The following is a 25,819-nucleotide window of genomic DNA, read 5'->3' as shown; positions in this document are numbered from 1 at the left end:
TTTTCAACCGAGGACAACGGGGGCAACCAACAGCGGATAATAAAGGGCTGGTTCTGTTGTTGCCCCTGCCATCATGCTCGACCTCTCTGGAAAGAAAGCCCTCGTTACCGGCATCGCCAATAATCGCTCGATCGCCTGGGGGATTGCGCAGCAACTCCATGCCGCGGGTGCCGAACTCGGGATTACCTATTTGCCCGACGATCGCGGCCGGACAGAGTCGAAGGTGCAAGAGCTGACCGCTTCTCTCAACCCCAGTTTGTTTCTGCCACTCAACGTCCAAGATCCCGAACAAATTGATCAGACCTTCGGAACGATCGCCCAAAAGTGGGGCAATTTCGACATCCTGATCCATTGCCTCGCCTTTGCCGGAAAAGAAGAACTGTCGGGCGACTTCAGCGCCACCAGTCGCGAAGGCTACAACCGTGCCTTGGAGATTAGCTCCTACTCGCTGATTGACTTGGCGCGGGCCAGCAAGCCCCTGCTCAACCAAGGCGGCAGCATTCTGACGCTGACCTACTTGGGTGGCGTGCGCGTTGTGCCTAACTACAACGTCATGGGCACCGCCAAAGCCGCACTGGAAATGAATGTGCGCTATCTGGCAGCTGAATTCGGTCCCCAAGCTGTGCGCGTCAACGCCATTTCCGCTGGCCCGATTCGGACGCTGGCATCCTCGGCCGTCGGCGGCATCCTCGACATGATTCACCACGTCGAAGAAACTGCGCCCCTACGCCGCACCGTCACCCAAATGGAAGTCGGCAACACGGCAGCTTTCCTCTCCAGCGATTTGGCGAGCGGCATCACCGGCCAAGTCGTCTATGTCGATTCCGGCTACAGCATTATGGGAATGTAGGCCGCGCAACGACTATGCAACTCAGCGATCGCCCTTTGACTGCCTCGGGAACAGCACCCCGCCAAGCCGCGGTGAGCCGTCGAACCGGAGAAACCGATGTGCAGGTTTCACTCAATCTCGATGGCACTGGCCGTTGTCAGGCCGATACGGGGATTCCCTTCCTTGACCACATGTTCGATCAGATTGCTTCCCACGGCCTGATCGACCTGGAAATCACAGCCAAGGGCGATCTGCACATTGATGATCACCACACCAACGAGGATGTGGGCATCACCTTTGGATTAGCGCTGGCGGAAGCTTTGGGCGATCGCAAAGGAATTGTTCGCTTCGGTCACTTTGTCGCGCCGCTGGATGAAGCCTTGGTGCAAGTTGCCTTGGACTTTTCGGGACGTCCTCATCTGACCTATGGATTGGACTTACCGACGGAGCGGGTCGGCACCTACGAAACGCAACTGGTGCGCGAGTTTTTTGTTGCGATCGCCAACAATGCCAAGCTGACGCTGCATTTGCGGCAATTAGACGGCATCAACTCGCATCACATTATTGAAGCCACCTTCAAAGCCTTTGCGCGATCGCTGCGCATGGCCACGGAAGTTGATCCGCGCCGTGCCGGACAAATTCCTTCCTCAAAAGGGGTTCTCTAGCAGCGGTAGGGCGTTCATAGCTCGGAAGTCCATCGCTCTGAGGTGTACCTAGGCATGACCAACGCGGTCAACCAAGCGCAATTTTGGGAACAGCGCTACCAAGAGGGCAGCGATCGCTGGGATTTGGGGCAGGCCGCTCCCGTTTGGCGATCGCTGCTGGCTGGCACTGATGCGCCGCCCCCCGGACGAATTGCTGTGCTGGGCTGTGGTCGCGGGCACGATGCTCGCCTGTTTGCGGAACAGGGCTTTGCCGTGGTGGGCTTTGATTTTGCCCCCAGCGCGATCGCCGATGCTCAGGCACTAGCTCAGGGAACCAGCGCTGAGTTTCTGGAGCGAGATATTTTTGCGCTGCCGCAGGAATTTGCCAGCCAGTTTGACCATGTGCTGGAACACACCTGTTTTTGTGCGATCGATCCCGATCGCCGCAGCGAATATGTAGAGGTGACGCGGCAGCTTCTCAAACCCGACGGAGCCTTGCTGGGACTGTTCTGGTGCCACGATCGCCCCTCGGGGCCGCCCTATGGCTGCAGCCTGACTGAGCTACGCGATCGCTTTGCTCAGGGCTGGCAAGAAGAGCAATTAAAGTTAGTTACCGAGTCCGTTGAAGGACGGCGTGGCGAAGAGTACCTCGGTTGCTGGCGTCGGTTGGCATAAAGACGACCAATCACATCGCCAATAATTGGCGCGATCGCAGACTGAGGCTAGGGTTTTGAAGGCGGCACCCGGATTCGAACCGGGGGTGAAGGTTTTGCAGACCTCTGCCTTACCACTTGGCTATGCCGCCAGGCACAGTTCACTACTCTACCAGAGACTTTCGAACAACGGTATGCGCTTGCTCTGTCTCAGCAATGGCCACGGCGAAGATCAAATTGCCGTTCGCATTTTGACGGAACTGCGTCGACTCGAACCGGATTGGGCGATCGCGGCGCTGCCCTTAGTAGGCGAGGGTCATGCCTTTGCGGCTGCGCAGATTGAACGGATTGGTCCTCGGCAGGTGTTGCCCTCCGGTGGCTTTCTGAATCAAGACTGGCGACAGTTTCTCCGAGATCTGGCCGGTGGCTTAACGGGGCTAACCTTTGGACAGTGGCAGGCGGTGCGGCAATGGTCGCAGGCGGGCGGCGCGGTGCTGGCGGTCGGGGATATTGTGCCGCTGCTGTTTGCCTGGGCGAGCGATCGCCCCTTTGCTTTTGTGGCTACAGCGAAGTCGGACTATTACTGGCGGGATGAACAGGGACTGCTACCGATCACCGCTGCAACGATGCTCTGGTCGCGCTGGCAGCGCAGCTACTTTGACCCTTGGGATCGCTGGTTGATGAAACATCGCCACTGTCGAGCCGTCTTCCCGCGCGATCGTCTGACGACTGAGGGGTTACAGCAGCTGGGGGTACCGGCGATCGCAGCCGGTAATCCGATGATGGATGGGCTTGAGGCACCGGACGCTGAAGATTGGTCGTCACTTTTACCCGATGGATCACGCTGGTTGCTGTTGCCAGGTTCTCGACCACCGGAAGCCCAGCGAAATTGGGTACAGCTAATCGAGGCGCTGCCGGTTAATCCTGATCGCGCTTTTGTGGCGTTGGCGGCGATCGCCCCTTCGTTACCGCTGGCGGAGTTCACGCAAGCTCTGAGCGATCGCGGTTGGCAGCCCGCAACCAGTCCGATTCCCGAGGCGATCGCATTTCAGAGAGGTGCGGGTTGGTGCTTGCTAGGTCAACGACACTTCGCACCGTTTCTACAGCTGGCGGAGGGCGCGATCGCGATGGCGGGCACCGCGACAGAGCAATGCGTGGGGCTGGGTAAACCGGCTTTCACGATCGCAGGCCAAGGCCCCCAGTTCACTCGCGGTTTTGCAGAAGCACAGACCCGTTTACTGGGGCGATCGGTGCAGTTACTCTCCAAGCCTTCAGACTTCCTAGCAGCGTGGGAAGCCTACCAATCCGATCCAACGGAGCAAGAGGCGATCGCTACCAATAGCCGCCTACGCCTCGGCGAAGCAGGAGCAGCGGCACGGATTGCAGAGATCGTGCGATCGCAGTTGCTAGAGTCGGCGTAATCACGGCGAGGCCAAGGCTGATTATGACAACCACTGCTGAAGATCAGCGCTTTATGCGCCGTGCCATTGAATTGAGTCGGCAAGCGGCCCTGATTGACTGCACCGGCGGGCCATTTGGCTGTGTGATTACCCGCGATGGCGAAATCATCGGTGAAGGCTTTAACCAAGTCATCACCGAGAACGATCCCACTTGGCATGGCGAAATCGCTGCCATTCGGCAGGCCGGCCAGCGTCTGCAAACCTTTGATTTATCAGGTTGTACGCTCTACACCAGCGCTGAACCCTGCCCAATGTGCGAGGCCGCTATCTACTGGGCGCGCATTGATCGCGTTGTCTTTGCTGCCCGCTGCACCGATGCGGCTGCCCATGGCGATTTTGACGACAGCGCCATTTACGCCGATCTCTGCAAACCGCTTGGCGAGCGCAAAATTCCCCATCAAGAGTTACTGCGATCGGAAGCCTTGGTGGTCTGGCAGGAGTATGAGCAAAAAAGCGATCGCCTGCCCTACTGAATTCTGAGCGATCGCTCCTGATTTTTAAAGATCCATAAACTGACTCTGGCCAGTCTCTCGACTGACCCTCAACGCTGGCAAAGATTGCCCTGTCTAGCTTCTCGGGATCAGCTTTGAGCTAACTGGAAAGAGGCGGTAATTTTTTGCGTCCAAGGAAAAGAAAATAGTGTTAACGTCTTGCATTAATTCGTCGCAATTAATCAAGAACCATTACGATGCTGCAGAAAGTGACTGGTTTCCTGGGAATCCTTGCGCCACTTTTGTTGACATCGTCCTTGTCAGCCGCGCCACCCCCTGAAGCTTTTGCGATTCGCTCCACAACGGACTTGCAACGACTGCTTGCAGGCCTAAGTCGCGATCGCGATGCGGGAGCCCGCCAAGAGATTGAAGCCTTGATGGCGGTGCTTCTCGAAAAAGGTGTTCCCGTTCGCTATCAGCCCAACGGTGAACTCGGACCGGGCCAGCACTTTGTCCGTTTCGGTGTCTTTTCCACTAGTGGCCAACTGACACTTACTGATCAGCCCCTGCGAGATACCCGCACGCTGCTGACAACCCTGCGTCATGAGGCGTGGCATGCGGTGCAAGCCTGTGCCACAAATGGTCGCCCGCGGGGTCGCCTCCGTCCTGTGGGCATTCGCACCACAGCGGCAGCACAACAAGCGGTGATCGAAAAAGGCTATCGTCCGCAAGACCACGCGATTGAAGCCGAAGCCTTTACGGCTCAGTCGGTTCCCTATCAGTCCCTAGAGGCGCTGAAGGAATATTGTCCGTAGCTGGCAGCCGCGATCGCGCCATCGATTGACCATGCAGACTGACCAAAAAAGGAACGCAATAGGTCAGTAAGGCCGAGATCCAGCGCGATCGCGTCATCTGGCCATTGGCTGTTGCCCAGCCGTGATTGATCGTGAATAGCAGCGTGCCGACGAACAGTGCAACCCGTAGCGCAGCCATGAGAGCTCGGCGATCGCGACAGGTTTGACTGAAAGCCGCGATCGCAGACATGGGAGATGCACTGGAGCTTCAATCGACAGTCTGCGTCGCTAGTGCCCTGCTGACTGTCTGATTTGCCACCGATCGCCCTTAGCCCTTCAGCTTCTGATTAAGGATCTGGTTAGAGAGTTTCGGATCGACACGGCCGCCGGTTTTCTTCATCAGTTGCCCGACAAAGAAGCCTTGCAGCTTAGTTTTACCAGCACGATATTGCTCCAGCTCTGTCGGATGCGCGGCCAACAGTTCGTCAACCAGCGCTTCAATTTGTGCCGGATCCGAGATTTGGGTCAGACCCTTGGCTTCCACGATCGCTTTGGGAGAACCACCTTTTTCCAGGAGTTCCGGCAGGATTTCTTTGGCAATCTTGCCGCTGATCGTGCCTGCTTCAATTAGGCCAACCAGTTCCGCCAACTCCGCCGGTTGGAGGGGTAACTCAGCCACCGTCAACTTATTGGAATTGACGTAGGCAGCAATGTCGCCCATCAGCCAGTTCGCGGCTTGTTTCGCATCGGCACCGGCGGCCACAGTGGCTTCGTAGTAGTCTGCTGTGCTCTTCTCATCCGTTAGCACCCGCGCATCGTAGGCCGACAGCCCATATTGCTCGGCGTAGCGATGACGTTTTTGCGCAGGCAGCTCTGGCAATTCACTCCGCCAGGTTTCCCGTTGGCCTTCGCTGACTTCAATCGGCCCTAAGTCGGGCTCGGGGAAGTAGCGATAGTCACTCGATCCTTCTTTGGAGCGCATGGACTTGGTGACTTGGCTGCCTTCATCCCAAAGGCGTGTCTCTTGGACAATTGGCTCGCCGGTTTCGAGGCAGCGAATCTGACGCTCAATCTCGAACTCGATCGCCCGTTGAATGGCGTTGAACGAGTTCATGTTTTTGATTTCGACTTTGGTGCCGAATTTCTCGGTGCCCTTGGGTCGAATCGAGATGTTGACGTCGCAGCGCAGCGATCCTTCCGCCATGTTGCCGTCGCTGACACCGAGGTAGCGCATGATCCGGCGCAGTTCTTGGGCGTATTCCGCGGCTTCCTTGCCTGTGCGCAGATCGGGTTCCGAGACGATTTCGGCTAAGGCGACACCGGCGCGGTTGTAGTCCACCAAGGAGTGGGTCGAACCAGCGAGGCGATCGCTACCGGCGTGGACGAGCTTGCCTGCATCTTCTTCCATGTGCAGGCGGGTCACACCAATTTTCTTGGTGTAGGGCTCTTTGCCTTTCTCTGCGACTTCAATCTCGATCCAGCCGTGTTCTGCGATCGGCAGGTCGTACTGCGAGATTTGATAGTTCTTGGGCAGGTCAGGATAGAAGTACTGCTTGCGATCGAACTTGCTGTAGGGCGCAATCTGGCAATTCAGCGCCAAGCCTGCTTTGACGGCGTACTCCAGCACCTTTTGGTTGAGCACCGGCAAGGTACCCGGCAAGCCCAGCACCACGGGATCGATATGAGTGTTGGGGTCGGCACCAAACTCCGTCGAGGCGTTGGAGAAAATCTTGGTGGCGGTGCCGAGCTGGACGTGTGTTTCCAGACCGATAACTGCTTCGTACTCAGTCTTTACAGGAGCCGTCGCTGTCATAGCACCAAGGGGCAAAACACCTTGCCATTGTATCGCTGCCCTTTGCCGATCCTGTCCTTGTGGAGCCAGTTCTTGTCTTGCTGATGATGATTTGAGCTGCTATGTTCTCGTTCCAGTTGAGTGTCAGGGACTTGACATAAGCCAACTTTAATCAAATGTAGACAGCCAAGCCATAAATGGCAAAGCAAAACAAAGATTTGGACGCCATCAATAAACAGACATCTCAAGAAAATTTGATCAACTCAATTTCTTCCATAAGTTCTTTCTGGCTTTTAGTCTCTATTGATCGATGAATAGTCTCTAAAATAACTTCCATTGAGATTATCATTAACTGATACAGATCCTTTTCTGAAAATGATGATCTTCCTGAGTGTGCAACACTGCTGCGCATACCATAAAATTTTCTTACAAGTTTAGCTGTTTCTAGGCGTTCTTCTTTAGTTCTTGCAAGAAGAAATGCAATGCTTTCAGCAACGGTACTAGCAATAGATGATCCTTGATTTGGCTTGAAAAGAACTTCTAGACTAACGACAAGGAGTAGGAATGCATTACTCTTCTCATCTTGGCATACTGCAACCGAGAACCAGTGTATGCTCCTGATGATAGCTTCCTCAAGGTCTGTACATTTTTCCTTTCTAAGAGCTTCGGAGATTAAAAATAGTTCAAGTTTTTCAAGCTCATCAACAAATTGATTGTTAACTTGCAGAGGATGACCGACAAGGTCTATTTGATTATTCAAGTTTAACTCTGATATAGCAAGCGCCTCAACCCTCGCAGTGGGGTGATCGCCTGCAATACCTATTCGACTACGGTCATTAATCCCTTGTATCGCTTTTATCCCCAGACGAAGGAGATCCATAGATCTCCTTACCTCTTCTTTTGCAACTTCAATAGCACGAATTGGCTCAGCGCCTACTTTTACTACTGCAATGCAAGCCCCCTTCATTCTCTCTAGATATTGCTGCCTCAATTCATATTTACTATATGACTTTTCTTCTTCACTCATAAGTGTTAGGTCAATTACTTTATCAGTGATTTCAGTAATTTCTTCAAGAAGGCTATCATCACCGGGTGATAGCCGAACTCGACCTAGGTCAAAGCAAATTTTATGAAGAAGAATACCTTCAATTCTTATCAAAATAATCCTTTCTTCAGAGTAATTGTCGAGTTCTTTTATCAAGTCCTCTAGAGACTTTTCAATATCTAAAATTTCTTCAATCAAAAACTTAGAGAAGATATTACTGATCTGGTCACCAAGAAATTTAGAGGAAAATCTTTCTTTATAGCCCTCACGCTTGAAAAGCTCTTCCAGAATCTGATCAGGAGGCCATCTAATACCCTCTGGCAGATAAAAAGCGACACCATTAACAAGTTGGGGCGGGTAAGCTCTTAGCGAACTAGGTGGGCATTCAGTTTGTGCTGCTAAATCTCGCAGTATTTTTGCAATTCTGTATTCGATTCGTGCTTGTGGTTGATTTTTCTTAGACTTAGCCATAAGAAAAACTCTTAATTAAATATGGTGGCAACTGCAATTAATATTGGCAAGTTCAAGAAAAGTCTGAATTTCAGACAAGCTAGGTTGAGCCGCGATCGCGCCAGCCTGGAGGGTCGTCAAGGCACCAGCTGCACTGGCCCAGCGAATCGCTATTTGCACCTGCTCAGCACTCGTCCACTGGAAGTCCGTTTGCGTGTTTTGCGCCAACCATGCAGCCACAAACGCATCTCCCGCGCCGGTCGTATCGATCGCCTCTACGGGAAAAGATGGACAGTACCCCTGCCAACCAGCAACCCAGTAATCACAGCCGCGATCGCCATCGGTAATTAAGACGGCTTGCAGCTGTGGCTGTTGGTTTTGAATCTGGGCTGGATCCACTGTCTCAAACAGCCACTCTGCTTCCTCGCAAGCTAGTTTGAGCTGCTGAACTTGAGGCAAGATGGCGCGAATGCGATCGGGAGCCAAGCTGGGATCGGGCCAGAAGCTTGGTCGCCAGTTGACATCCAACAGAACCGTCATTCTCTGTTGATTGGCCCAATTCAGGGCTTGCTGAGCGGCGATCGCACTGCTGGGATAAGCCAGCGGAATCGTGCCCAAGCAGAGCACTTTAGCGGAGCTGAACCAAGCCTGAGGCAACTGATCAGCTTGTAGTTCCGTATCGGCAAACTGGTTGCAAGCGATCGCCCCAAAGCCCCCAAACTGGCGATCGCCCTGAGCCGATCGCAGCACTTGCACCTGTCGGGTCGGCAGGCTGGGATGACGCTGCACCGCTGCGATCGCCACGGCATTGTCTTGCAGAACTTGGAAGAGGCGATCGCCCTCCGGGTCGGAACCGAGGCAGGTGATTAAACCGGACTCCACGCCCAACTTGACCAGTGCCGTCGCAACATTCGCTGGGGCTCCCCCCGGCCAAGGCGTCCAACTTTGCACCAGCTCGGCGGGGCGATCGCGATCGTTGGCCAAACAATCCCAGAGCATTTCCCCAAGACAGATCACTGTTGGTGCCTGGGCTGCCATCCCCGCTTCCCCCGTTGAGCTTCCGTTTCACCCTAGCGAGTCTGAGAACGGAGTCGAAACACCCATAAAAAGTGGATCAAACGTATCGGTTGCCACAAATATTTACAAAACATTGGCTAGACTGTGGGCGCAGTCCGCGGAGGGCCTTGCCAATGGCCTTAGTTCGACAAGTCGAAGTGCTTCCCGTCGAAAGCTTTCGCAGCAGCACTGCCCAATTTTTTGCGCCCCAAACCTGTGATCAAACCATGGTGGTTGAACTGGGGGCAGAGCAGGTTGAAGACTTATTTGTGCATCATTTTCAAACTGACCAGTTGATGGTGCTGCAAGGTCAGTTCGTTTTAGTCGTGCTGGAAAACCGTCGCTATCGCTATCTGCCGCTCAGCGATCGCAAACGGGAAGTGGTGCGGATTCCGCCGGGGATTCCCCACGGGGCAATCAATCTCAGCGGCGAACCCTGTCTGCTGGTCAATGCGGTAATTCGGCATGGAGAGCCCTGCGATCGCGATTACCGACCGCTACAGCCTCCACTGCCCTACGACTGGGCCGCGATTCAACAGGCCTTTCAGAGCCTGCGATCGCCGCGCCAGCCACAACCATTAGCTAGACAAAGGAGTCGAGATCGAGGGATTTCAGACCCCCTTGCTCAATTTGGCGCATGACATTGGTGAGCTGCCACCAGACTAGCCCTGCCGTCAGCACTGTCAGCGGTAGGGCGATCGAAGCTGCAAACCAGCCGGGGAAGCCAAAAATTTGCATCCCTGCGGCCAAGAACAGACCGACCCCGATCACCATTGCCAAGTAGGGCAAGCGGAGTGCCACGCCACGCAGTTCCGAGATTGGCGTCTCTGGATCAACCAGCCATTGCCGCACTAACTGCTTGAGGATGGCAGCAAAGGCAGAACCACTCGTGACCGCAGCCAAGAACCCCGCAATTAGCAAAAAGTAGGGGGGCTGATCTGGGAAGTAGTACAAGCAAACCTCAGGGATGCAACGGCTTTGATCGTAACGACTTAAATGAGCTTGACGGCACGCAGACCGAACAGCAGTGCGATCGCGGTGACAATGCCGCCACCCAGAACCAAGCCAAAGAAGACAACGCCCATGATTTCAGTTCAGAACTTGCACGCCTTTTATTGAACCAGAAGCAGGGCTCAGCGCCTATGAATCGGTTTCAGCATCAGTCTCGGCGATCGCTGCTTTGAGCTGGTTGTAGAGCTCCTTGAACTGTTTCTGACGCAGGTTGTGGTTGACGACTGGGGCCGGATAGCCTCGGCGTTCGATCGGTGTGATCTCGCCACTGATCAGGTCTTTGGGATGGACATGGCGCAGTTCCGGGAGCCAGCGCTTGATGTAGTCCGCTGTGGCATCAAACTTCTTGGCTTGACTGGCGGGATTAAAAATCCGCAGCGGTTTCGGATCCATGCCACTGGAGGCACTCCACTGCCAGCCACCGTTATTCGCGGCCAGATCCCCATCGACTAGGTGCTGCATAAAGAACTGCTCACCGCGTCGCCAGTCGATGATCAAATCCTTGGTCAAAAAGCTGGCGACAATCATCCGGCAACGGTTGTGCATCCAGCCGGTTTCGGTCAACTGGCGCATCGCCGCATCGACAATCGGATAGCCGGTTTGTGCCTGGGTCCAAGCGGTGAATAAGGCCTCGCGATTTTCCCAGGGGAATTGCTGCCAGAGCGGGCGATAGGGACCGTCGGCCAAGCGCGGGAAATGGTAGAGCGCGTGCTGATAAAACTCCCGCCAAGCCAATTCCTGTTGCCAGACGCGAATACTGTTTCTGGCTTCCTCACTGCGGCTGAGATCATGGGCCTGACTGGCTGCGTGCCAAACCTGACGAATGCCGATCGCGCCGAATTTAAAGGCGGGGCTTAAGCCCGAGGTGCCAGCTTCCGCCGGAAAGTTGCGCTGGGGATCGTAGTCTGCGATCGCGCGATCGCAAAATTCTTGGAGACGGGCAATCGCTGCTGCTTCACCGGGTTCCACCGGAAAACCCCCGTCCCAGTCAAAGCCAAGCTGCTTCAGGGTTGGGAGTTCCGGCAACAGCAACGGTGCGATCGCGGTCAGTTGCTCTGGTGACAGATCGACCAGTCCCGTGGGCGTGGCAACCGGTGTGGGCTTGGGCTGAGCCTGCCAGTTTTTCCAAAACGGCCCATAGACGCTGTAGGCTGTGCCGCTGCCGCTGAGAATTTGCTCAGGGTTATGGAGCAGTTGATCCCAGAGTTGAACCACCCGAATCCCCGCCGTTTGCAGGGCTGCCGCCACCTGCGCATCGCGATCGCGCCCGTAAGGTTCAACATCGCAGTTCCAATAGACCGCTTCGGCTTGGAGCTGCTGGGCAACCTGAGGAATCAGGCGTTGCGGATCCCCTTGCAGCAATAGCAGCCGACTGCCCGCTTGTTGATAGCGCTGTTGCAGTTCCTGCAGGCAACCGAGCAGGTAGGCGACCCGTGCGGGGGCGATGTCGGCACTCTGGAGAATCTGGGGATCGAGGCAGAACAGACCAATCAGCTGCGCCGACTGCGATCGCGCCGCCGCCAGACCGATGTTGTCGCTGAGGCGTAGGTCACGCCGGTGCCAAAACAGAATCGGAGCCGCCACAGCCGCCTCGGAAATAAACCTTGGCTATTCTAAAAGCCTGTTTTCCTGAGCCCGCGATCGCAGACTTCCGACTCCGACCTAGAGCTGAATTACGACTTGATTTTCGACCAGCGTTTCCAACGTCAGCAGATCTTCAATCGTCACGCGCAAAAAGCGATCGCGATCGACCCAAAACAGCAGCCGCAGACGGTCAACGCCGGGATCGCCGGGGGGATTGAGTTGGGCGAGGGTGCGGGCTGTTTCGCTATCGTTCAGCGCTTTAGCCGCTGTGCGATCGGGGCCAATCTGGCGTGTAATCAGGCGATCGCCATCAAAGAAAACTTCCGTTGTGCCGCGGTCTTGGCTGAGCTCACCCAACACCAATTCAATGCTGGGTTGTTGGGCCACAGATGCCCCGAGCACCAGTTCCACAGGCTCCGCCATTGGATAGGCTTGACCCGGCGGAATCAGCGGATGCCAGTCGTGACGTTGGCTGCGATGGTTCCAGTAGCGAATGCCGTAGCTGTGATAGAGAAAATCGCGGACTTCCAAGCCTTGCGCCAGTTGCAATGCGCCACAGGCCACGGCTTCAAAGGGGCGATCGCTTTGGATTTTCTCGGCAGGAAAGAAGTTATTAATCCAGCTTTGCACCGCTGGAATTTGGGTGCTGCCACCGACTAAGAGTACAGCTGCGATTGCCTCGGGGTTGATGCCCTGACGCCGTCCCTGCTGCAGCACAGACTCCAGCAATTCATCGAGCTGCTGAAAGAAGCCGCGCTCCTGCAAAATCTGCTGAAACTGATCGCGATCGAGCTGAAGTTGCACACTTTGCAGCGTCTCGTCGTCAAAATAAACTTCGCTCGCTTCTGGGCTAGTGGAGAGCTGAATCTTGATCCGTTCCGCCAAGCGCGTCAGCACGCGACTCGGTGCAAGCTTGAACTGTGCTGCAAAGTAGTCCGTCAGCCAATCATCTAAATCGCTGCCGCCTAAGTTTCGGCCCGCCTTGGCCAAAACACGAGCCAGTTGCGGCCGCTGGCCACTGTTGCCGCCAAACGATTGATCGCCCCATTTGAGAATGAACCCGAGCGGCGATCGCTGCGTGCGCCCCGGCGCTACTAACTCCACCAGCGCGAGGTCGAGGGTGCCGCCGCCAAAGTCCACCACCAGAATTGGTGACTGCTGACTGACGCCATAGCCCAAGGCCGCTGCAGTTGGTTCATCGATCAAGCGCACTCGCTCGACCGGCCACTGCTGCGCCACTTGACTCAGCCAGAGCCGGTAGTTCTCGAAGCTGTCCACCGGCACCGTCAGCACCAGATCAGCCCCCTCGCGATCGCCAGCCTCCAGCGCCGCGATCACGGTATCCAGAAACCACTGCCCCACCCGTTCAAAGTCGGGACAAACCCCATCGAGTTCTGGCAGAAAGCCAGTAACCTCTGCGCCAATGCCGCGCTTGAAACTGCGAAAAAAACGTGAATCCTGCGGGCGATCGCGCCCTTGATCGCGTACTGCTTGGCCTGCTACTAAACGTGGCTCGGTTGCCTCTTCGACGTAGAGCAGGCTGGGGATCAGCGGTGGTGTTTGCGAACCGCGCTGACTGAGATTGGCCAGCGACAGTAATTCCGGCGCTTGAGTCGTCGCATTCCAACGCGCCACCACAGTGTTACTGGTGCCGAAATCCAGCGCGATCGCCACGCGAAACCACCCTTGCTGTCTGTGCTTTCAGTTTACGAAAGCCGTGGGATCGCCCTCACCTGTTTCAGGGCAAGCGATCGACTTCTGCTCGCTGGATCAGGCGATCGCGCCAGCGATAACCGGGTCGCCAAATCACAACGCGATCGCCCAGCTCGGCCTGACCATCGCGTAGCAATTGCCATTGGGGATCAAAGGTGAATTCCTGCCCAATCGCCCCGAGGGTTTCGACTTGCCAGTCTTTCAGCAACTGTTCGAGTGGTTGCAGCAAGGGCAGCAGCCGTTCTGCCGGTAGTTCCGGTCGCTGCTGGGCGGCCCAAGCGGCGCGCGGCCAGTTCAGCAACCAAGGCTCGAGTCGATGCAGCGCGTCCTGTTCAAACGCTTCGCGATCGCCCCTTGACGCGATCGCAGCAGCAGTCTGACTGACCGATGCGGGCTCGACTAGCTGAGCGACTTCGATCTGAAGGACAGCAGCGATCGCGGTTAACTGTCGCCAAGTCAGCGAGTCGCCTTGGCCTTGCCGAAGGCGCTGTAGCACCCGCTCCGAAACGCCACTCTGACGAGCCAGCGATCGCCAACTGGCGAGGCCTTGAGCCTGCATCCACTGCCGCAACTGGGCTTCCATCGAGTTCTAGCTTTCCAGCAGACTGCGCAGCATCCAAGCGTTTTTCTCGTGGATTTGCATCCGCTGGGTCAGCAGATCCGCAGTCGGTTCATCGCTGGCGGCATCGACGATTGGGAAGAGCGCCCGTGCGGTTCGTACGACTGTTTCCTGACCAATCACCAGCTGCTGAATCATCTCCGTGGCGCTGGGAATGCCGTCGGCTTCTTCAATGCTGGTTAGCTTGGCGTAGGCGCTGTAGCTGCCGGGTGCCGGAAAACCAAGGGCGCGAATCCGCTCAGCAATCAAATCGACAGCTAAGGCCAGCTCGTTGTATTGCGTTTCAAACAGCAGGTGCAAGGTCTGGAACATCGGGCCAGTGACGTTCCAGTGGAAATTGTGGGTTTTGAGATAGAGCGTGTAGGTGTCTGCCAGCAGCCGCGACAGTCCATTCGCGATCGCCTGCCGGTCATCGTTGCTGATGCCAATATCGACGGGCAGCGTAGCAGCTTTTTTCCCTTCCGATTTCTTACCCATACTGCTTGCAACCTCAGAATTTCAGTGTTCAGTTTGCCCCATCGAGGCCGATCGCCTTGGTTAAGCCAAATGCATCGCCAGCACCGATCGCGGCGCGCGCCGAATCCGGCAGCGAATCGTTTCCAAGCCTAGCCGCTGGTGCGCTTCGTAGCGGTGACAACCCGAGAAGCCGTAATATTCGCCCTCCACTTCCAGCACGTCGATTGGTTCGCGCAAGCCTTCGGCGGCGATCGAGGCCATCAAGTCCTGCACTTTCTGTGGATTGGTGTTGCGCGGTAGGGGGCGACGAATCTGGTTGACGGGGAGTTCAGCAACTCGCATTTGATGACTCCTATCTCGTAGTCATTACGAGTTTAATTTAGCTCAGGTTCTTGCGATCGCTGCAGTTCTTGGGTCTTGGGTGGGCTGAATTGGACATCAAACATCCGGTTTTGTGGGGGTGATTGCGCACCCCCACGCCCACGCACTGGGGGCCTCAACTCCCCCAGTCCCCCCGCAACAGGATTGCTGGTAGGACTCCGCCGATAAGAGCCACACATCACAATTAGTCGACTTGTCGGAGCAATCGTCCCGGTTGTGATGTGGGGAGAAGAAGATGGAGCGGCCTTGTGCTGAGCCGCTGCGAAAAGAAGCAAGCTAGAGTTCAGGGAACAGCAATTCGCGATCGCAGTGGTGGATTCGCTTCAACAGTGGCAAGAGGTGGAGGCAGTGTTGGCCGACCTCAGCCAAGCTAGCCAAGAACATCACTATCGCCAGACCCATCGACTGGTTCAGGACTATCTCGATCGCCTGCACCTCAGTCCGCGTGAGCAACAGGGGCTGGAACCGCTGCTCAAGAGTTTGGAGCGGATGCAGGCCAAGCTGGAGCAGCAGGTGTTGCATATCGCCGTGTTTGGGCTCGTGGGGCGCGGCAAGTCGTCGCTGCTCAATGCACTGGTCGGAGAGTCAGTGTTTGAAACCGGCGCAATCCATGGTGTGACCACCGCGATCGCCACGGCTGCTTGGCCGCTAGCGACCGACCCAGATGGCGTCCAACGGTTGCGCTGGTCGGGTTTGGGCGATGTGCAAGTCGAGCTGATCGACACGCCCGGCATTGACGAAATTGATGGCGATCAACGGGAAGCCCTCGCCAAACGGGTCGCGCAACAGGCGGATCTGATTCTGTTTGTGGTCAGTGGCGATATCAGTCAGTTGGAACAGGACACACTGACGGTGTTGCGCCAAGCCCATAAGCCGCTGTTGCTGGTCTTAAATAAGGCGGATCAATACAGCGATCGCGATCGCGAGGCGATTCGCAACAAGCTGGCCGATGAGCGGCTGCGGCATTTGATTTCGCTCGATGAAATTGTGACGGTGGCCGCTGCACCCCGCCGCGCTGAACCGGAGTATGACGGCGATCGCATTGTGGGGACGAAGTTAGTCAATCTGCCACCCCAAGTTGAGCCGCTGCGTCAGCGAATCATCACGCTGTTGCTGCATGAAGGACAGTCCTTGCTGGCGCTGAATGCCTTGCTGCAAATGGCGATGGTCGATCGCCAAGTGGTGCGCCGCAAGTTGCAAAGCCGCGATCGCCAAGCAGAGGAATTGATCTGGCGGTTTGCGATCGCTAAAGGGATGGCAGTCGCCATCAACCCAATCAGTTTTGTTGATCTGCTGGGGGGTGCTGCGATCGATATCGCCCTGATTTTGCAGTTGTCCCAGCTGTATGACCTGCCGATCAGTGAAGGCAAAGCGATCGCCCTACTCCGCACGATCGCCGTGGGTATGGGCAGTTTAGGGCTGGGCGAAGGCTTAGTGCGGGTCGGTTTGAGTGCCCTCAAGGGACTGTTAGGAGCAGCGGCGCCGGTCAGTGGTGGCTTGAGTTTGGGCGTTTACGTGCCTGTGGCGCTGACCCAAGCGGGGATTGGTGGCTTTGCGACCTATGCGATCGGGCAAGTGACCAAGGCCTATCTGGCGAATGGCGCGGATTGGGGGCCCGAGGGAGCTGGTTTGCTGACCCAGCAAATCTTGGACAATTTGGATGAAGCCGCGATTTTGCAGCGCCTGCGGGGTGAGATCGATCGCCGTCTGCGGTTCAAGCAACTCTAGCGCCGGAAAGCGATGCGTTTAGCCCTGTTTGGAACCAGCGCCGACCCGCCCACCTTGGCGCATCAAGCAATTATTCAGGGCTGTGCCGACTGCTTCGATCACGTCGCGATTTGGGCATCGGACAACCCGTTTAAGCAACATGCTGCGTCTCTGCGCGATCGCAGTCAGATGCTGGCTGCCTTGGTCAACGACTGTCAGCCACCGCTCCAAAATGCACAGGTTTACGCTGACCTCAGCTTTCCGCGCACGATTCAAACCCTGACCGTTGCCCGCGATCGCTGGCCGCAGGCAGAACTCTCGCTGGTGATTGGTAGTGATTTGCTGGCGCAGATTCCTCGCTGGTATCAAGCGGCGCAGTGGTTGCCGAGTGTGTCGCTGTTTGTGGTGCCGCGTCCTGACTCGAATGATTGGCAGACTGCCGCCGATCGCCTGAGGCAACAAGGCACAACCGTGGCGATCGCGTCCTTCCAAGGACCGGCGATCGCCTCTTCGACCTTTCGAGAAAGCGGCGACTGGCGACTGCTACCGGCTGCCGTTACCGCCTACATTCATCAACATCAGCTCTATTCCTCGGCCTCCGCTGCCCTATGAAACTGGCGATCGCGCAACTCAACCCCACGATTGGGGATCTGACCGGCAATACCCAAGCGATTTTGGCGGCGGCTCGGCAAGCTCAGCAGGCGGGAGCACGATTGCTGCTGACACCGGAACTCTCTCTCTGTGGCTATCCACCCCGTGATTTGTTGCTGCTGCCGGACTTTTTGACGGCGATCTCAGAGCACTTGGAACAACTCTGTCGCGAAGCCCCGAAAGACATTGCGCTGCTGGTGGGTGCTCCGCTTCCGAATCCGCAAGCGGGTATTGATGGCGGCAAACCGCTGTTCAATGGCGCGGTGCTGATTGAGAACGGTGCAATCCGCGATCGCTTCTACAAACAGTTGCTGCCAACCTATGACGTCTTCGATGAAGATCGCTATTTCCAGTCGGGGCAAGGCGGTTGGTTTGACCTCCAAGCGGAGGGAGAAACCCTGAGAGTGGGAGTCAGCATTTGCGAAGACCTTTGGAATGAGCCGGAGTTCTGGGGAGAACGCCGCTACGGAGCCGATCCGATCGCGGCCTTAGTGGCTGATCAAATTGATTTGCTGGTCAATCTTTCGGCCTCGCCCTACTGCTTTGGCAAACCCAAGCTGCGCGAAGCGCTACTCCGGCATACCTGTCGCCGCTATCAAATTCCGTTGCTCTACGCCAATCAAGTCGGTGGCAATGATGACCTGATTTTTGATGGCAACAGCTTTGTCCTGGATGCGGCGGGTAAGGTGCTGCAGAAAGGAGCCCACTGCCAAACAGAGCTGCTGTGGATTGAGAGTCAAAAGCTCCAAGCTCAAGAAGTTGCAGCAGCGATCGCCTCTCCATCACTCACTGAATCCCAACAGGATTTGGCTGAACTTTGGGATGTGCTGGTTCTAGGGCTACGGGATTACACGCGTAAATGCGGCTTCAAAAGTATTGTCTTGGGTCTGAGCGGCGGTATTGATTCGGCGTTAGTTGCGGCATTAGCTGCGGCAGCGATCGGGGCGGAGAACGTGCTCACGATTCTGATGCCTTCTCCCTACAGCTCCGATCATTCGATTACGGATGCGATCGCTCTTGCAGAGAATCTGCAAATTCGCCATGAAACGATCGCGATCGCACCGCTGATGACAGTTTTTGAGAGTTCGCTGGCTGACTTATTTGCAGGGCGATCGCCGGATGTCACAGAAGAGAATATCCAATCGCGGATTCGCGGCACGTTATTGATGGCTGCGGCCAATAAATTGGGATCACTTTTGGTTACAACAGGGAATAAGTCAGAGCTAGCGGTTGGCTACTGCACGCTCTACGGCGATATGAATGGCGGGCTAGCGGCGATCGCAGATTTACCCAAAACCTGGGTCTATCAGTTGTGTCACTGGTTGAATTCTGAGGATGCAGCCAAGGTGCGATCGCAGCAGTTCCCACAGGCAAGCCTGCCACTGATCCCGACCTCAATTCTGACCAAAGCCCCGAGTGCAGAACTCCGGCCTGACCAAGTCGATCAAGATTCGTTGCCGGACTATGCGGTCTTGGATGACATTCTGGTGCGACTGATTGAAAAACATCAGTCCCGTGAGGAAATTTTGGCGTCAGGTCATTCGCCTGAAGTTCTGAACCAAGTGCTAACGCTCTTGCGGCGAGCAGAATTCAAACGCAAGCAAGCCGCTCCCGGGCTAAAAGTCACCGATCGCGCTTTTGGAACAGGTTGGCGCATGCCGATCGCTTGCCGATGGGGCTAAATCAATCTTCAATTTCAATTAAATTGAGCCTAAAACTGAGCGAGGTTTCATGACAGATTCCATTCTGGACAAATTATTACCAGGCTTAGCCGTAGCAATTGTTACTCAGTTTTTCATAATAATTCGAGGATATCTAGAGGAGGAAAAGAGAAGGAAATTTTTACGTGCAGACTTAAAAGCTGAGGTTGAAGAGAGTTTGCGCATAATTGATCTTTTTGTGAATTCAACCAGAGATGATTTACCAGAGAGCAGTACTAGCTTGGGACCAGGACTAGCAATTTTAATGGCTCCAATTCAATGTCAGGAAGAATATTTAAGACTAGTGACAGCCATTAAAAGTTCATTGCCCGTCTTGACTAGCGATGAATTTAAGTTAGCCTGTGATCTAAAACAGAACTTGCGCTCTATTGCTGGGTATACAGAAGCTTGCGATCGGTATTTAAAGAAATTGCTAGAGATACGATTAAATCGCAATTTAAACCCTGACATAAACGACGATTTAGTAGGAGCTAACTTCGAAATATTTAGACTTTTTGGATTGGATTCCAAAGCAATAATTGATTCCAATGCAAGTATCGCAAAAGCAAATGGTATGCAGTTGATTGAAAAACTGACTGAGTGTTCCATAAGTGCAGTATTTGGTAAATCCATGAGATCCCTTAAAGCGATTTTGAAATCTTGCTTCAATGCCTTATTCCCCGCCAAAATAGGGCGCAAGAAGGTTGAGATTCACAGCACAGACTGCGATTGAGATACGCCACTTCATGTGATGGTGCGACGAGCTGATCTCGCTGGAGTTCTAGTGCTGATTGAAGCGGGTGCCAATGTGAATGCGATCGGAGATATGGGCGAAACACCGCTTCATATTGCTGTCCGACAAGAGTTAGAAGCGATCGTGAAAGCCTTGCTGGAGGCCGGAGCCAATCCAGATATCAAATCCGAATATGGTGAAACTCCTCGGGAGCAAGCTGCAAAGCTCAAAGGCGCTATCAAGCAAGCTTTTAGGGAACTACCGCGCAAAATGCTCGTAGATTGACTAAGGCTGACTACCCAATTTTGTGCAAGTCAAGCCTAATCTTAGGCAAGAATTGCTCAGCAAAGTGATGCCTATGAAACAGCTGGCAGTAGCACCACAGATTAGAGAATTAATTGTTGCCAAAAAAGAGTCTCAAGAGTGCAGTAGTCGCTTGAGGTTGCTCAATGGGAGTTCCATGTGCTGCATCTTCAACAATCGTGTACTGAGACTGATGAATTGATTGAGCTAAGAATAAACTTTCCTCTAAATCAAACCAAGGATCATGACGACCATGAACGACTAATGTAGGGCATTGAATCTTCGACAAAAGCTCTCGAATATCATTATCGTTTACCATGGCTGTCCATTGTTTTAGGAGAACATCCTCAGGCATTTGATCATGCAAGCTTTTCAGAAATTCGACGTTTTTAGCAAAATCAGGATTATTCGTATAAAACACCTGAGGTCGATGTTGCGCTAGCGTTTCTTGATATAGACCAGACTGATAGGCTTTGAGCGTTTTCTCCATGTCTGCAGCTTTGTCTGGATTGCTCCGAGCCCATCCATCCATCAAAACCAACTTTGAAATTCGCTCAGGATACATCGCAGCAACAGCCGCTCCCACCCAAGACCCCATAGAATGGCCAACAATAGAAAATTGCTCTGGACAAGACTTAACCACTGACTCAACCATTTCATGCAAAGAATCTGCATTCATTACTAGACTCTGAGCATCAATGAGGTCATTGAGATGAGTGATTGTGTAATCCCACATTGCTGAGGTGCCTGCAAAGCCTGGAATGAATAAGACTGGGGTTTTCACGGCCAACTTCCCAATTAACAACTGCAATTTAATTTCGTCTAAGAATATCTAGTATCTTCATCAGTCTCTGGAGATTTATATCACTGTTTTTATCTTTCGCTTGTAGGCATTGTAGAAAGAGCTAATCGATCAATTCCTCAGAGTCGATGCAGAGGACTCGCAGGAGCTGCTCCTGAATATGGAGCACTTTTTAAAGCATTTGCAGGTGTATGGAAGACGCGCCTATAACTGGATAAAGCGTTGCTTAGGGCACGCCATGAACGACGATTCCTTCAAACGCTACCTATGCCTCGGTTGCGGATTCCTCTACGACGAGCAGCTAGGTCTGCCCGAGTCCGGCATCCCGCCCGGCACACGTTGGGCTGATATTCCCGATGACTGGGTCTGTCCAGACTGCGGCACCCCAAAAAGTAATTTCGAGCTGGTTGAGATTCCCTACGCCGACGACGAGCCAGCGCGATCGCAGCCCACCTAAGCCGCACCTGCGAGAACTAAAACGATGCAAAATTCATTCCTGTTGCGGGCTGCGGAACGGGGTCAGGGGCACTACATTTCTACAGGACCCAACGCCTCATATATTGCCGGCCACCCCAACGCGACACTGACGCGCCAATCTAGCTTCAACTTCCACGAATACCAGTCAGGTCGTGCCGGCTTCGGCAAAATCCGCGTCTTCGGTGACGAAGTTTTCTCGGGCGCTGGCTGTGGCTACAACATGCATCCGCACCACAACTTCGTGATTTGTGCCTTCATCCTGAGTGGCGAACTGACGCATATCAATACTGTTGGCAACATCGACCAGCTTCATGCCGGTGACTACTACGTTTTCTCTGCGGGCGCAGGCGGCAAGCATTGTGAGCTGAACCTACATTCAGAAGACATGCAGGTGATCTACATCTGGTTTCTGCCAGAGCAGCTCTACTTGCCACCGTCCTACCACCGTGGGCACTTCGATTCGCAAGCAAACCGCAATCAACTCGCCACTCTGGTGGGTGAGGCCAACGGCGCGCTGCCCATTCCGCAGGATGTGCGCATCTCGCGTTTAGTCAGTGACGAACCAACAGAGCTAACGTATCGACTTACCTCACGCCAGCACGGGATTTACGCCTTCGTGATTGAAGGCAGTGCTCAAGTTGATGGGGTAGCGCTAGACCGGCGGGACAGTCTCGGCCTTTGGGACATCGATGCAGTGCAACTCAAAACCAGCAGTGGCCGCAACGACTTACTGATTGTCGAAACCGTGATGTGAAGAAGGAGCAACCATGCCGATCATTCAAGTTCAGCACCGCAGAAGTAGTCTGAACCCTGAGCAGAAAGCCGCGATCGCTACACGCCTGACAGAGCTACTCCTCCAGATGGAGGGTGGCGCCCACACCGAAGGCGGCAAGGCTTTCGCCACCGTGTTATTCAGCGCGGTGGATGATGCCGATTGGTGGGTTGGCGGGTGCAACGACGATCGCTACATTCACTCACCGGGTGCATTCTTGGTCACCGTGACCATTCCTGAGGGTTACATGAACCAAGCGCACAAAAACGAGGTGCATGCTGGCGCTACTGCCGCATTGATGGAGGTGCTGGCACCAGGACAATCGGCTCCTGCTGGCAACAGCATTCTGGTGATGATCAACGAGATCCCGGAGGGCAACTGGGGCGCAGGCGGCCATCCGATCAGTATTGCCGCGATCGCTGAGACAGTCGGTCTTGATCCCACCGGCGATCGCTTCGCCTGGGTGCACTCATACTTTGCTGCTAAAGCACGGCTCTACAGTGCGGCGCAATTCCCAGCCGACATCGGAGGGTTGCTGCCATCCGAGCAGGAGTAATTCCGAGAGCAGTGACAAGACAGAGGTCTGGAGATAGCGTCTGAAATCTGATGCAATCAATCTGCTGAACGTAGATGAAAGATGATCAGCACTCTGACTAGCTGTAGATCACCTTTGTTGTTCACCAAATTTCGCGCAAATCGAGACTGAAGCCAGAAAGAAGCGGATCAGCGGAAACGATTTCTGGATTCTCAAGACACTCGGGATCTTGGGGCGATCGCCACACTTCTACCTGTCGGAATGTTGGCAGAATTAGCCAGCCCAGCTGACATCCGTTGGACAGATATTCCGCGAGTTTGCTGCGCAAATCATCCGGGCGATCGCTTGCAGAAGCCAGTTCAATCACAAAGGCTGGACAATCTGGAAAGAACTCATCCAATCCACGCGCTTCTGCCCGCGCCAACTGTTCCGGTGTCACCCAAGCCGCATCCGGTGAGCGAATCGCCCCATTCGGCAAGCGGAAACCGGTTGAGGAGTCAAAAACGCGACCTTGGCGGGTTTGTCGATACCAAGCACGAAGCTGATAGGTCAGCTCAGCATTGCGATCGCCACTCTGCCAATGGGTAGGACGCATCTCAATTAATTGTCCGTCGGCATCCAACTCAAAGCGGCGATCGGGGTTGGCCCGACAGAGCTGCTCAAACTGATGCGGACTGAGGTGAAAGTCCCGAGGAATCGTAACCATCATGGCTACTCAGACTCTGGCCTCTATTCTGTCTCAGCCCCCGTGCGATCGCAGCAAGGACTGAGACAACCCAATGGCAGCTAGGACTTCGCCAATTCTTTTTCAGGCGTCGTCGCGGCTGTTGCTGCCGGTGCCGACATTCGGTGGTGATTGACGATCAAGCGAGTGCCGCGTTTTTGGTTGAAGTAAGTCCAAGCCCACTGCACCATCACCAGCAGTTTGCTGTCGAATTCAATCAAGTACCAGACGTGGACAAAGGCCCAGACTAACCAAGCGGGCAGTCCACTCAAGCGGATGCCACCCAGTCGTGCCACCGCGGCATTGCGGCCAATCACCGCCATGCTGCCGAAGTCCTGATAACGGAACGACTCCACCGCTTGGCTCTGAACGCGGCGCTTCAAGGCTTTACCCAGATACGCGCCCTGCTGCATTGCTACGGCAGCCACACCAGGCAGTGGGTTGCCATTTTGATCCGGGCAATGCGCCAAGTCACCCAACACGTAAACGCTGGGGTCAGTCGGCAGCTGCAAATCGGGCTGCACAATCACGCGGCCAATGCGATCGAGTTCTGCACCGGTTCGCTGCGCCAAGAGCTTGCCGAGGGGCGAGGCTTTGACACCGGCTGCCCAGAGGGTCGTGCGGCTAGGAATTTTATGCAACTCATCGCCGGTCTTAAAGACCACGCGATCTTCTTGAATGTCCGTGACCATGGCCTTGGTTTGCACGATCACGCCCAAGCCTTCCAGTTGCGCTTGCGCTTGCGCTGAAAGCTCCGGCGGGAAGGGCGGCAGCACCCGATCCATGCCTTCAATCAAAATGACTTTGGCTTGGGTGGTATCGACATTGCGGAATTCTTTGCGCATTTCACCGCGGGTCAATTCCGCGATCGCACCTGCCAGTTCCACACCCGTAGGGCCAGCCCCAACGATCGTGAAGGTCAGCCAAGCCTTTTGCCGTTCAGGGTCACTTTCTTGCTCAGCTTGCTCAAGCGCAAAGTAAATCCGGCGACGCATTTCCAGCGCATCTTCAACCGTTTTTAGACCTGGTGCGAAAGGCTGCCATTGGTCATTGCCGAAGTAGTGGTGGCTGGCACCCGTGGCAACGACGAGGTAATCGTATTCAACGATTTCATCACCGACACGCACCCAATGCGCCTGCGGATCGATGTCGGTCACTTCACCGAGAATGACGCGGGTGTTGGGGTTGCGACCCACGATCGCTCGCAAGGGAGCAGCAATATCACCAGGGGAAATTTCACCCGTGGCCACTTGGTAGAGCAGCGGTTGGAAGAGGTGGAAATTCCGTTTATCAATCAGCGTGAGCTCAACCGGCGCCTTGCCCAAGTTGAGAGCTGTATACAATCCTCCGAAGCCGCCGCCGATGACGACGACACGCGGTTTGCTGACAGTCGAGATCATGGGCGCTAGGAGTGAAATTTCTGTAGTGTGAGCGATCGCAGCGGCTGAAATGGTGGCTTGCAGCACTCTTTGACGCAGTAGGTCAAGAATTGTAAGGCACTGCCGTAGCCTAAGTCACATTACTCATCATAGCGTGGCACTCTAAGGCCGCTTTTACACTGAATGATTTTGTGATTATGACTATCGACACACAAACTGCTTTAGAACCGCTCTTAAAAGACATTGCTCAGCAACTGGGCGCGATCGCCCAAGCCCTGCGACCGACGGATGAATCCTTGGGCTTTGGCCCCAGCCCCGGACGCCAGTACATCTACGTCAACCGCAGCCAAGGCTGTAACTGGTATCGGCTTGATCCAGAGGGACATCCAATCGCGATCGAGGCACCGGCGCTCACCGGCTATATCGTCGGTCTCGAAATTCGGGAGCTGCAGCGGCGCGGTAAAGCTGTTCCCAAGCTGCATTTGCACATCAAAGCCGATCGCCACTACGTCCTAGAGTCCGGTGCGCAGTCGGTGTTCAGCAAGTCCCTCGTTGCGGCGATCGCTCGCTTACAACCAACTCAACTACGGCAACCCATCGCGATCGAACCCCAAGCCGCTGAGGGCAATGAAGCAGAATTTGCCCGCCTCTACCTCAACGGCGAATACGTGCATGCCCCTTGGGATGACAACAGCGACTTCCACCATCTGACCCAGCAGGCGATCGCAGTTGTGCAAGCGGCGCAGGCCTAGCGGTTATCACCAGAGCCTTGCAGGACGCCCCGTTGTTGGCGCGATCGCAGTTTGTCGAGATTGGCCGCCGCGATCGCGTCCATCTCGAGTCCGAGTTCAGTTGCCAGTTGTGCCACATACCAAAGCACGTCGCCTAATTCCTTGGCGATCGCCGCTTGGGTCTCAGCGTCGATTTGGCCGTCGCGATCGCGAATCACCTTTTTGATCTTCTCTGCAACCTCACCGGCTTCACCGCACAAGCCCAGGGTGGGATAGAGAAAGTTCTGTCCTGCCTGGGGATAGCAGGCCGTTTGGCGAGACTGTTGCTGGTACTCCTGAAAATCCACCGTTGAGTTTCCTCCGCGTCAAAACAGCGATAAGGCGGGT

The 25,819-nt window shown here is 54.9% G+C and carries 30 protein-coding genes, 1 tRNA gene and 1 pseudogene; 16 read left to right on the top strand and 16 right to left on the bottom strand.

Annotation, left to right across the window (positions count from 1 at the left end; translation table 11 throughout):
• Positions 1 to 73: 73 nt before the first annotated feature.
• The 3 genes from fabI to DOP62_RS09580 are packed head-to-tail and all read left to right on the top strand — an operon-like array spanning position 74 to position 2,148.
• Positions 74 to 850, top strand: a complete 777-nt coding sequence (fabI, locus tag DOP62_RS09590) for an enoyl-ACP reductase FabI (protein ID WP_208675278.1) — start codon at positions 74 to 76, stop codon at positions 848 to 850.
• Positions 851 to 864: 14 nt separating this feature from the next.
• On the top strand, positions 865 to 1,494 hold the full coding sequence (hisB, locus tag DOP62_RS09585; protein ID WP_208675280.1) for an imidazoleglycerol-phosphate dehydratase HisB: 630 nt from the start codon (positions 865 to 867) through the stop codon (positions 1,492 to 1,494).
• A 54-nt stretch (positions 1,495 to 1,548) separates the two neighbouring features.
• The gene (locus tag DOP62_RS09580; RefSeq protein ID WP_208675282.1) at positions 1,549 to 2,148 is read left to right on the top strand and encodes a methyltransferase domain-containing protein; all 600 of its coding nucleotides are present in this window, start codon (positions 1,549 to 1,551) and stop codon (positions 2,146 to 2,148) included.
• Positions 2,149 to 2,207: 59 nt separating this feature from the next.
• Here DOP62_RS09580 and DOP62_RS09575 read toward each other — a convergent pair.
• Positions 2,208 to 2,278 (bottom strand) — tRNA-Cys (locus DOP62_RS09575).
• 42 nt (positions 2,279 to 2,320) lie between these two features.
• Here DOP62_RS09575 and DOP62_RS09570 point away from each other — a divergent pair.
• The 3 genes from DOP62_RS09570 (at position 2,321) to DOP62_RS09560 (ending at position 4,832) form a co-directional block, all read left to right on the top strand.
• Positions 2,321 to 3,547, top strand: a complete 1,227-nt coding sequence (locus DOP62_RS09570) for a lipid-A-disaccharide synthase-related protein (protein WP_208675284.1) — start codon at positions 2,321 to 2,323, stop codon at positions 3,545 to 3,547.
• 23 nt (positions 3,548 to 3,570) lie between these two features.
• Positions 3,571 to 4,059, top strand: a complete 489-nt coding sequence (locus tag DOP62_RS09565) for a nucleoside deaminase (protein ID WP_222610266.1) — start codon at positions 3,571 to 3,573, stop codon at positions 4,057 to 4,059.
• A gap of 215 nt (positions 4,060 to 4,274) precedes the next feature.
• On the top strand, positions 4,275 to 4,832 hold the full coding sequence (locus DOP62_RS09560) for a hypothetical protein (protein ID WP_208675286.1): 558 nt from the start codon (positions 4,275 to 4,277) through the stop codon (positions 4,830 to 4,832).
• Here DOP62_RS09560 and nrtS read toward each other — a convergent pair.
• The 4 genes from nrtS to DOP62_RS09540 form a co-directional block, all read right to left on the bottom strand.
• The gene (gene nrtS, locus DOP62_RS09555) at positions 4,774 to 5,061 is read right to left on the bottom strand and encodes a nitrate/nitrite transporter NrtS (protein ID WP_208675288.1); all 288 of its coding nucleotides are present in this window, start codon (positions 5,059 to 5,061) and stop codon (positions 4,774 to 4,776) included. The genes DOP62_RS09560 and nrtS overlap by 59 nt on opposite strands.
• Positions 5,062 to 5,139: 78 nt before the next feature.
• On the bottom strand, positions 5,140 to 6,624 hold the full coding sequence (gatB, locus tag DOP62_RS09550) for an Asp-tRNA(Asn)/Glu-tRNA(Gln) amidotransferase subunit GatB (RefSeq protein ID WP_208675290.1): 1,485 nt from the start codon (positions 6,622 to 6,624) through the stop codon (positions 5,140 to 5,142).
• Positions 6,625 to 6,847: 223 nt separating this feature from the next.
• Positions 6,848 to 8,119 (bottom strand): HEPN domain-containing protein, encoded by a 1,272-nt coding sequence (locus tag DOP62_RS09545; protein WP_208675292.1) that lies wholly within the window; start codon positions 8,117 to 8,119, stop codon positions 6,848 to 6,850.
• Between the two features lie 15 nt (positions 8,120 to 8,134).
• On the bottom strand, positions 8,135 to 9,136 hold the full coding sequence (locus DOP62_RS09540) for a carbohydrate kinase family protein (RefSeq protein WP_208675294.1): 1,002 nt from the start codon (positions 9,134 to 9,136) through the stop codon (positions 8,135 to 8,137).
• Positions 9,137 to 9,288: 152 nt separating this feature from the next.
• On the opposite strand from DOP62_RS09540, the gene DOP62_RS09535 reads away from it, so the two are divergent.
• Positions 9,289 to 9,795 (top strand): cupin domain-containing protein, encoded by a 507-nt coding sequence (locus DOP62_RS09535; protein WP_208675297.1) that lies wholly within the window; start codon positions 9,289 to 9,291, stop codon positions 9,793 to 9,795.
• Here the strand turns inward: DOP62_RS09535 and DOP62_RS09530 are convergent.
• From DOP62_RS09530 to DOP62_RS09500, 7 genes are all read right to left on the bottom strand, one after another.
• Positions 9,737 to 10,108, bottom strand: a complete 372-nt coding sequence (locus DOP62_RS09530; protein WP_208675300.1) for a hypothetical protein — start codon at positions 10,106 to 10,108, stop codon at positions 9,737 to 9,739. The two genes, DOP62_RS09535 and DOP62_RS09530, sit on opposite strands and share 59 nt — an antisense overlap.
• Before the next feature lie 38 nt (positions 10,109 to 10,146).
• Positions 10,147 to 10,239, bottom strand: coding sequence for a cytochrome b6-f complex subunit PetL (gene petL, locus DOP62_RS09525; protein ID WP_208675302.1), 93 nt, complete (start codon positions 10,237 to 10,239; stop codon positions 10,147 to 10,149).
• Positions 10,240 to 10,294: 55 nt separating this feature from the next.
• Complete coding sequence (locus DOP62_RS09520) at positions 10,295 to 11,749, bottom strand: FAD-binding domain-containing protein (RefSeq protein WP_208675304.1); 1,455 nt, start codon at positions 11,747 to 11,749, stop codon at positions 10,295 to 10,297.
• Positions 11,750 to 11,827: 78 nt separating this feature from the next.
• Positions 11,828 to 13,423 carry an Hsp70 family protein gene (locus DOP62_RS09515; protein WP_208675306.1) on the bottom strand — a complete coding sequence of 532 codons (1,596 nt, stop codon included), beginning with the start codon at positions 13,421 to 13,423 and terminating at the stop codon, positions 11,828 to 11,830.
• A 64-nt stretch (positions 13,424 to 13,487) separates the two neighbouring features.
• Entirely contained in the window at positions 13,488 to 14,045 is a 558-nt protein-coding gene (locus DOP62_RS09510; protein ID WP_208675307.1) for a helix-turn-helix domain-containing protein, read from the bottom strand.
• Positions 14,046 to 14,051: 6 nt separating this feature from the next.
• Positions 14,052 to 14,558 carry a Dps family protein gene (locus DOP62_RS09505; RefSeq protein ID WP_208675309.1) on the bottom strand — a complete coding sequence of 169 codons (507 nt, stop codon included), beginning with the start codon at positions 14,556 to 14,558 and terminating at the stop codon, positions 14,052 to 14,054.
• A 60-nt stretch (positions 14,559 to 14,618) separates the two neighbouring features.
• Positions 14,619 to 14,879, bottom strand: coding sequence for a ParB N-terminal domain-containing protein (locus DOP62_RS09500; RefSeq protein WP_208675311.1), 261 nt, complete (start codon positions 14,877 to 14,879; stop codon positions 14,619 to 14,621).
• A gap of 351 nt (positions 14,880 to 15,230) precedes the next feature.
• On the opposite strand from DOP62_RS09500, the gene DOP62_RS09495 reads away from it, so the two are divergent.
• From DOP62_RS09495 to DOP62_RS09475, 5 genes and pseudogenes are all read left to right on the top strand, one after another.
• The gene (locus tag DOP62_RS09495; RefSeq protein ID WP_261789966.1) at positions 15,231 to 16,646 is read left to right on the top strand and encodes a GTP-binding protein; all 1,416 of its coding nucleotides are present in this window, start codon (positions 15,231 to 15,233) and stop codon (positions 16,644 to 16,646) included.
• 12 nt (positions 16,647 to 16,658) lie between these two features.
• A complete protein-coding gene (locus DOP62_RS09490; RefSeq protein ID WP_208675315.1) occupies positions 16,659 to 17,237 on the top strand; it encodes a nicotinate-nucleotide adenylyltransferase in 579 nt (192 codons plus the stop codon).
• Positions 17,234 to 18,958, top strand: a complete 1,725-nt coding sequence (locus tag DOP62_RS09485; RefSeq protein WP_208675317.1) for an NAD+ synthase — start codon at positions 17,234 to 17,236, stop codon at positions 18,956 to 18,958. Before DOP62_RS09490 ends, DOP62_RS09485 begins: the two co-directional genes overlap by 4 nt.
• 49 nt (positions 18,959 to 19,007) lie before the next feature.
• Entirely contained in the window at positions 19,008 to 19,709 is a 702-nt protein-coding gene (locus DOP62_RS09480; RefSeq protein WP_261789967.1) for a hypothetical protein, read from the top strand.
• 12 nt (positions 19,710 to 19,721) lie between these two features.
• Positions 19,722 to 19,994 (top strand): annotated as a pseudogene (locus DOP62_RS09475) (ankyrin repeat domain-containing protein); the annotation flags it as partial.
• 109 nt (positions 19,995 to 20,103) lie between these two features.
• On the opposite strand, the gene DOP62_RS09470 reads toward DOP62_RS09475, so the two are convergent.
• Positions 20,104 to 20,796: an alpha/beta fold hydrolase gene (locus tag DOP62_RS09470; RefSeq protein WP_208675319.1), complete on the bottom strand. Its 693-nt coding sequence runs from the start codon at positions 20,794 to 20,796 to the stop codon at positions 20,104 to 20,106.
• A 256-nt stretch (positions 20,797 to 21,052) separates the two neighbouring features.
• On the opposite strand from DOP62_RS09470, the gene DOP62_RS09465 reads away from it, so the two are divergent.
• The 3 genes from DOP62_RS09465 to DOP62_RS09455 are packed head-to-tail and all read left to right on the top strand — an operon-like array spanning position 21,053 to position 22,619.
• Positions 21,053 to 21,271 (top strand): rubredoxin, encoded by a 219-nt coding sequence (locus DOP62_RS09465; protein WP_208675321.1) that lies wholly within the window; start codon positions 21,053 to 21,055, stop codon positions 21,269 to 21,271.
• 24 nt (positions 21,272 to 21,295) lie between these two features.
• Positions 21,296 to 22,045 carry a pirin family protein gene (locus DOP62_RS09460; RefSeq protein ID WP_208675323.1) on the top strand — a complete coding sequence of 250 codons (750 nt, stop codon included), beginning with the start codon at positions 21,296 to 21,298 and terminating at the stop codon, positions 22,043 to 22,045.
• Positions 22,046 to 22,058: 13 nt separating this feature from the next.
• The gene (locus DOP62_RS09455) at positions 22,059 to 22,619 is read left to right on the top strand and encodes a tautomerase family protein (RefSeq protein ID WP_208675325.1); all 561 of its coding nucleotides are present in this window, start codon (positions 22,059 to 22,061) and stop codon (positions 22,617 to 22,619) included.
• 121 nt (positions 22,620 to 22,740) lie between these two features.
• On the opposite strand, the gene DOP62_RS09450 is transcribed toward DOP62_RS09455, so the two are convergent.
• Together DOP62_RS09450 and DOP62_RS09445 are read right to left on the bottom strand one after the other, a co-directional pair.
• Positions 22,741 to 23,307, bottom strand: a complete 567-nt coding sequence (locus DOP62_RS09450; RefSeq protein WP_261789969.1) for a Uma2 family endonuclease — start codon at positions 23,305 to 23,307, stop codon at positions 22,741 to 22,743.
• Positions 23,308 to 23,384: 77 nt separating this feature from the next.
• Positions 23,385 to 24,722, bottom strand: a complete 1,338-nt coding sequence (locus DOP62_RS09445) for an NAD(P)/FAD-dependent oxidoreductase (RefSeq protein WP_208676840.1) — start codon at positions 24,720 to 24,722, stop codon at positions 23,385 to 23,387.
• 176 nt (positions 24,723 to 24,898) lie between these two features.
• Between DOP62_RS09445 and DOP62_RS09440 the strand changes: the two genes are divergently transcribed.
• Entirely contained in the window at positions 24,899 to 25,453 is a 555-nt protein-coding gene (locus DOP62_RS09440; RefSeq protein ID WP_208675327.1) for a hypothetical protein, read from the top strand.
• Here DOP62_RS09440 and DOP62_RS09435 read toward each other — a convergent pair.
• The gene (locus DOP62_RS09435; protein WP_208675329.1) at positions 25,450 to 25,779 is read right to left on the bottom strand and encodes a nucleoside triphosphate pyrophosphohydrolase family protein; all 330 of its coding nucleotides are present in this window, start codon (positions 25,777 to 25,779) and stop codon (positions 25,450 to 25,452) included. The two genes, DOP62_RS09440 and DOP62_RS09435, sit on opposite strands and share 4 nt — an antisense overlap.
• Positions 25,780 to 25,819: the final 40 nt, after the last annotated feature.

The sequence above is a fragment of the Synechococcus elongatus PCC 11801 genome, assembly GCF_003846445.2.
Taxonomy (GTDB): domain Bacteria; phylum Cyanobacteriota; class Cyanobacteriia; order Synechococcales; family Synechococcaceae; genus Synechococcus; species Synechococcus elongatus_A.
The sequence above is the reverse complement of the archived record's forward strand: the minus strand, read 5'-3'. Positions and strand labels throughout refer to the sequence as shown.

Coding starts and splice junctions, on each gene's coding strand:
- DOP62_RS09485 (WP_208675317.1), top strand. CDS start 17,234: ATGAAACTGGCGATCGCGCAACTCAACCCCACGATTGGGGATCTGACC.
- DOP62_RS09545 (WP_208675292.1), bottom strand. CDS start 8,119: ATGGCTAAGTCTAAGAAAAATCAACCACAAGCACGAATCGAATACAGA.
- DOP62_RS09490 (WP_208675315.1), top strand. CDS start 16,659: ATGCGTTTAGCCCTGTTTGGAACCAGCGCCGACCCGCCCACCTTGGCG.
- DOP62_RS09460 (WP_208675323.1), top strand. CDS start 21,296: ATGCAAAATTCATTCCTGTTGCGGGCTGCGGAACGGGGTCAGGGGCAC.
- hisB (WP_208675280.1), top strand. CDS start 865: ATGCAACTCAGCGATCGCCCTTTGACTGCCTCGGGAACAGCACCCCGC.
- DOP62_RS09535 (WP_208675297.1), top strand. CDS start 9,289: ATGGCCTTAGTTCGACAAGTCGAAGTGCTTCCCGTCGAAAGCTTTCGC.
- DOP62_RS09580 (WP_208675282.1), top strand. CDS start 1,549: ATGACCAACGCGGTCAACCAAGCGCAATTTTGGGAACAGCGCTACCAA.
- DOP62_RS09510 (WP_208675307.1), bottom strand. CDS start 14,045: ATGGAAGCCCAGTTGCGGCAGTGGATGCAGGCTCAAGGCCTCGCCAGT.
- fabI (WP_208675278.1), top strand. CDS start 74: ATGCTCGACCTCTCTGGAAAGAAAGCCCTCGTTACCGGCATCGCCAAT.
- DOP62_RS09445 (WP_208676840.1), bottom strand. CDS start 24,722: ATGATCTCGACTGTCAGCAAACCGCGTGTCGTCGTCATCGGCGGCGGC.
- DOP62_RS09540 (WP_208675294.1), bottom strand. CDS start 9,136: ATGGCAGCCCAGGCACCAACAGTGATCTGTCTTGGGGAAATGCTCTGG.
- gatB (WP_208675290.1), bottom strand. CDS start 6,624: ATGACAGCGACGGCTCCTGTAAAGACTGAGTACGAAGCAGTTATCGGT.
- petL (WP_208675302.1), bottom strand. CDS start 10,239: ATGGGCGTTGTCTTCTTTGGCTTGGTTCTGGGTGGCGGCATTGTCACC.
- DOP62_RS09500 (WP_208675311.1), bottom strand. CDS start 14,879: ATGCGAGTTGCTGAACTCCCCGTCAACCAGATTCGTCGCCCCCTACCG.
- DOP62_RS09455 (WP_208675325.1), top strand. CDS start 22,059: ATGCCGATCATTCAAGTTCAGCACCGCAGAAGTAGTCTGAACCCTGAG.
- DOP62_RS09440 (WP_208675327.1), top strand. CDS start 24,899: ATGACTATCGACACACAAACTGCTTTAGAACCGCTCTTAAAAGACATT.
- DOP62_RS09570 (WP_208675284.1), top strand. CDS start 2,321: ATGCGCTTGCTCTGTCTCAGCAATGGCCACGGCGAAGATCAAATTGCC.
- DOP62_RS09480 (WP_261789967.1), top strand. CDS start 19,008: ATGACAGATTCCATTCTGGACAAATTATTACCAGGCTTAGCCGTAGCA.
- DOP62_RS09465 (WP_208675321.1), top strand. CDS start 21,053: ATGAACGACGATTCCTTCAAACGCTACCTATGCCTCGGTTGCGGATTC.
- DOP62_RS09505 (WP_208675309.1), bottom strand. CDS start 14,558: ATGGGTAAGAAATCGGAAGGGAAAAAAGCTGCTACGCTGCCCGTCGAT.
- DOP62_RS09565 (WP_222610266.1), top strand. CDS start 3,571: ATGACAACCACTGCTGAAGATCAGCGCTTTATGCGCCGTGCCATTGAA.
- nrtS (WP_208675288.1), bottom strand. CDS start 5,061: ATGTCTGCGATCGCGGCTTTCAGTCAAACCTGTCGCGATCGCCGAGCT.
- DOP62_RS09560 (WP_208675286.1), top strand. CDS start 4,275: ATGCTGCAGAAAGTGACTGGTTTCCTGGGAATCCTTGCGCCACTTTTG.
- DOP62_RS09450 (WP_261789969.1), bottom strand. CDS start 23,307: ATGATGGTTACGATTCCTCGGGACTTTCACCTCAGTCCGCATCAGTTT.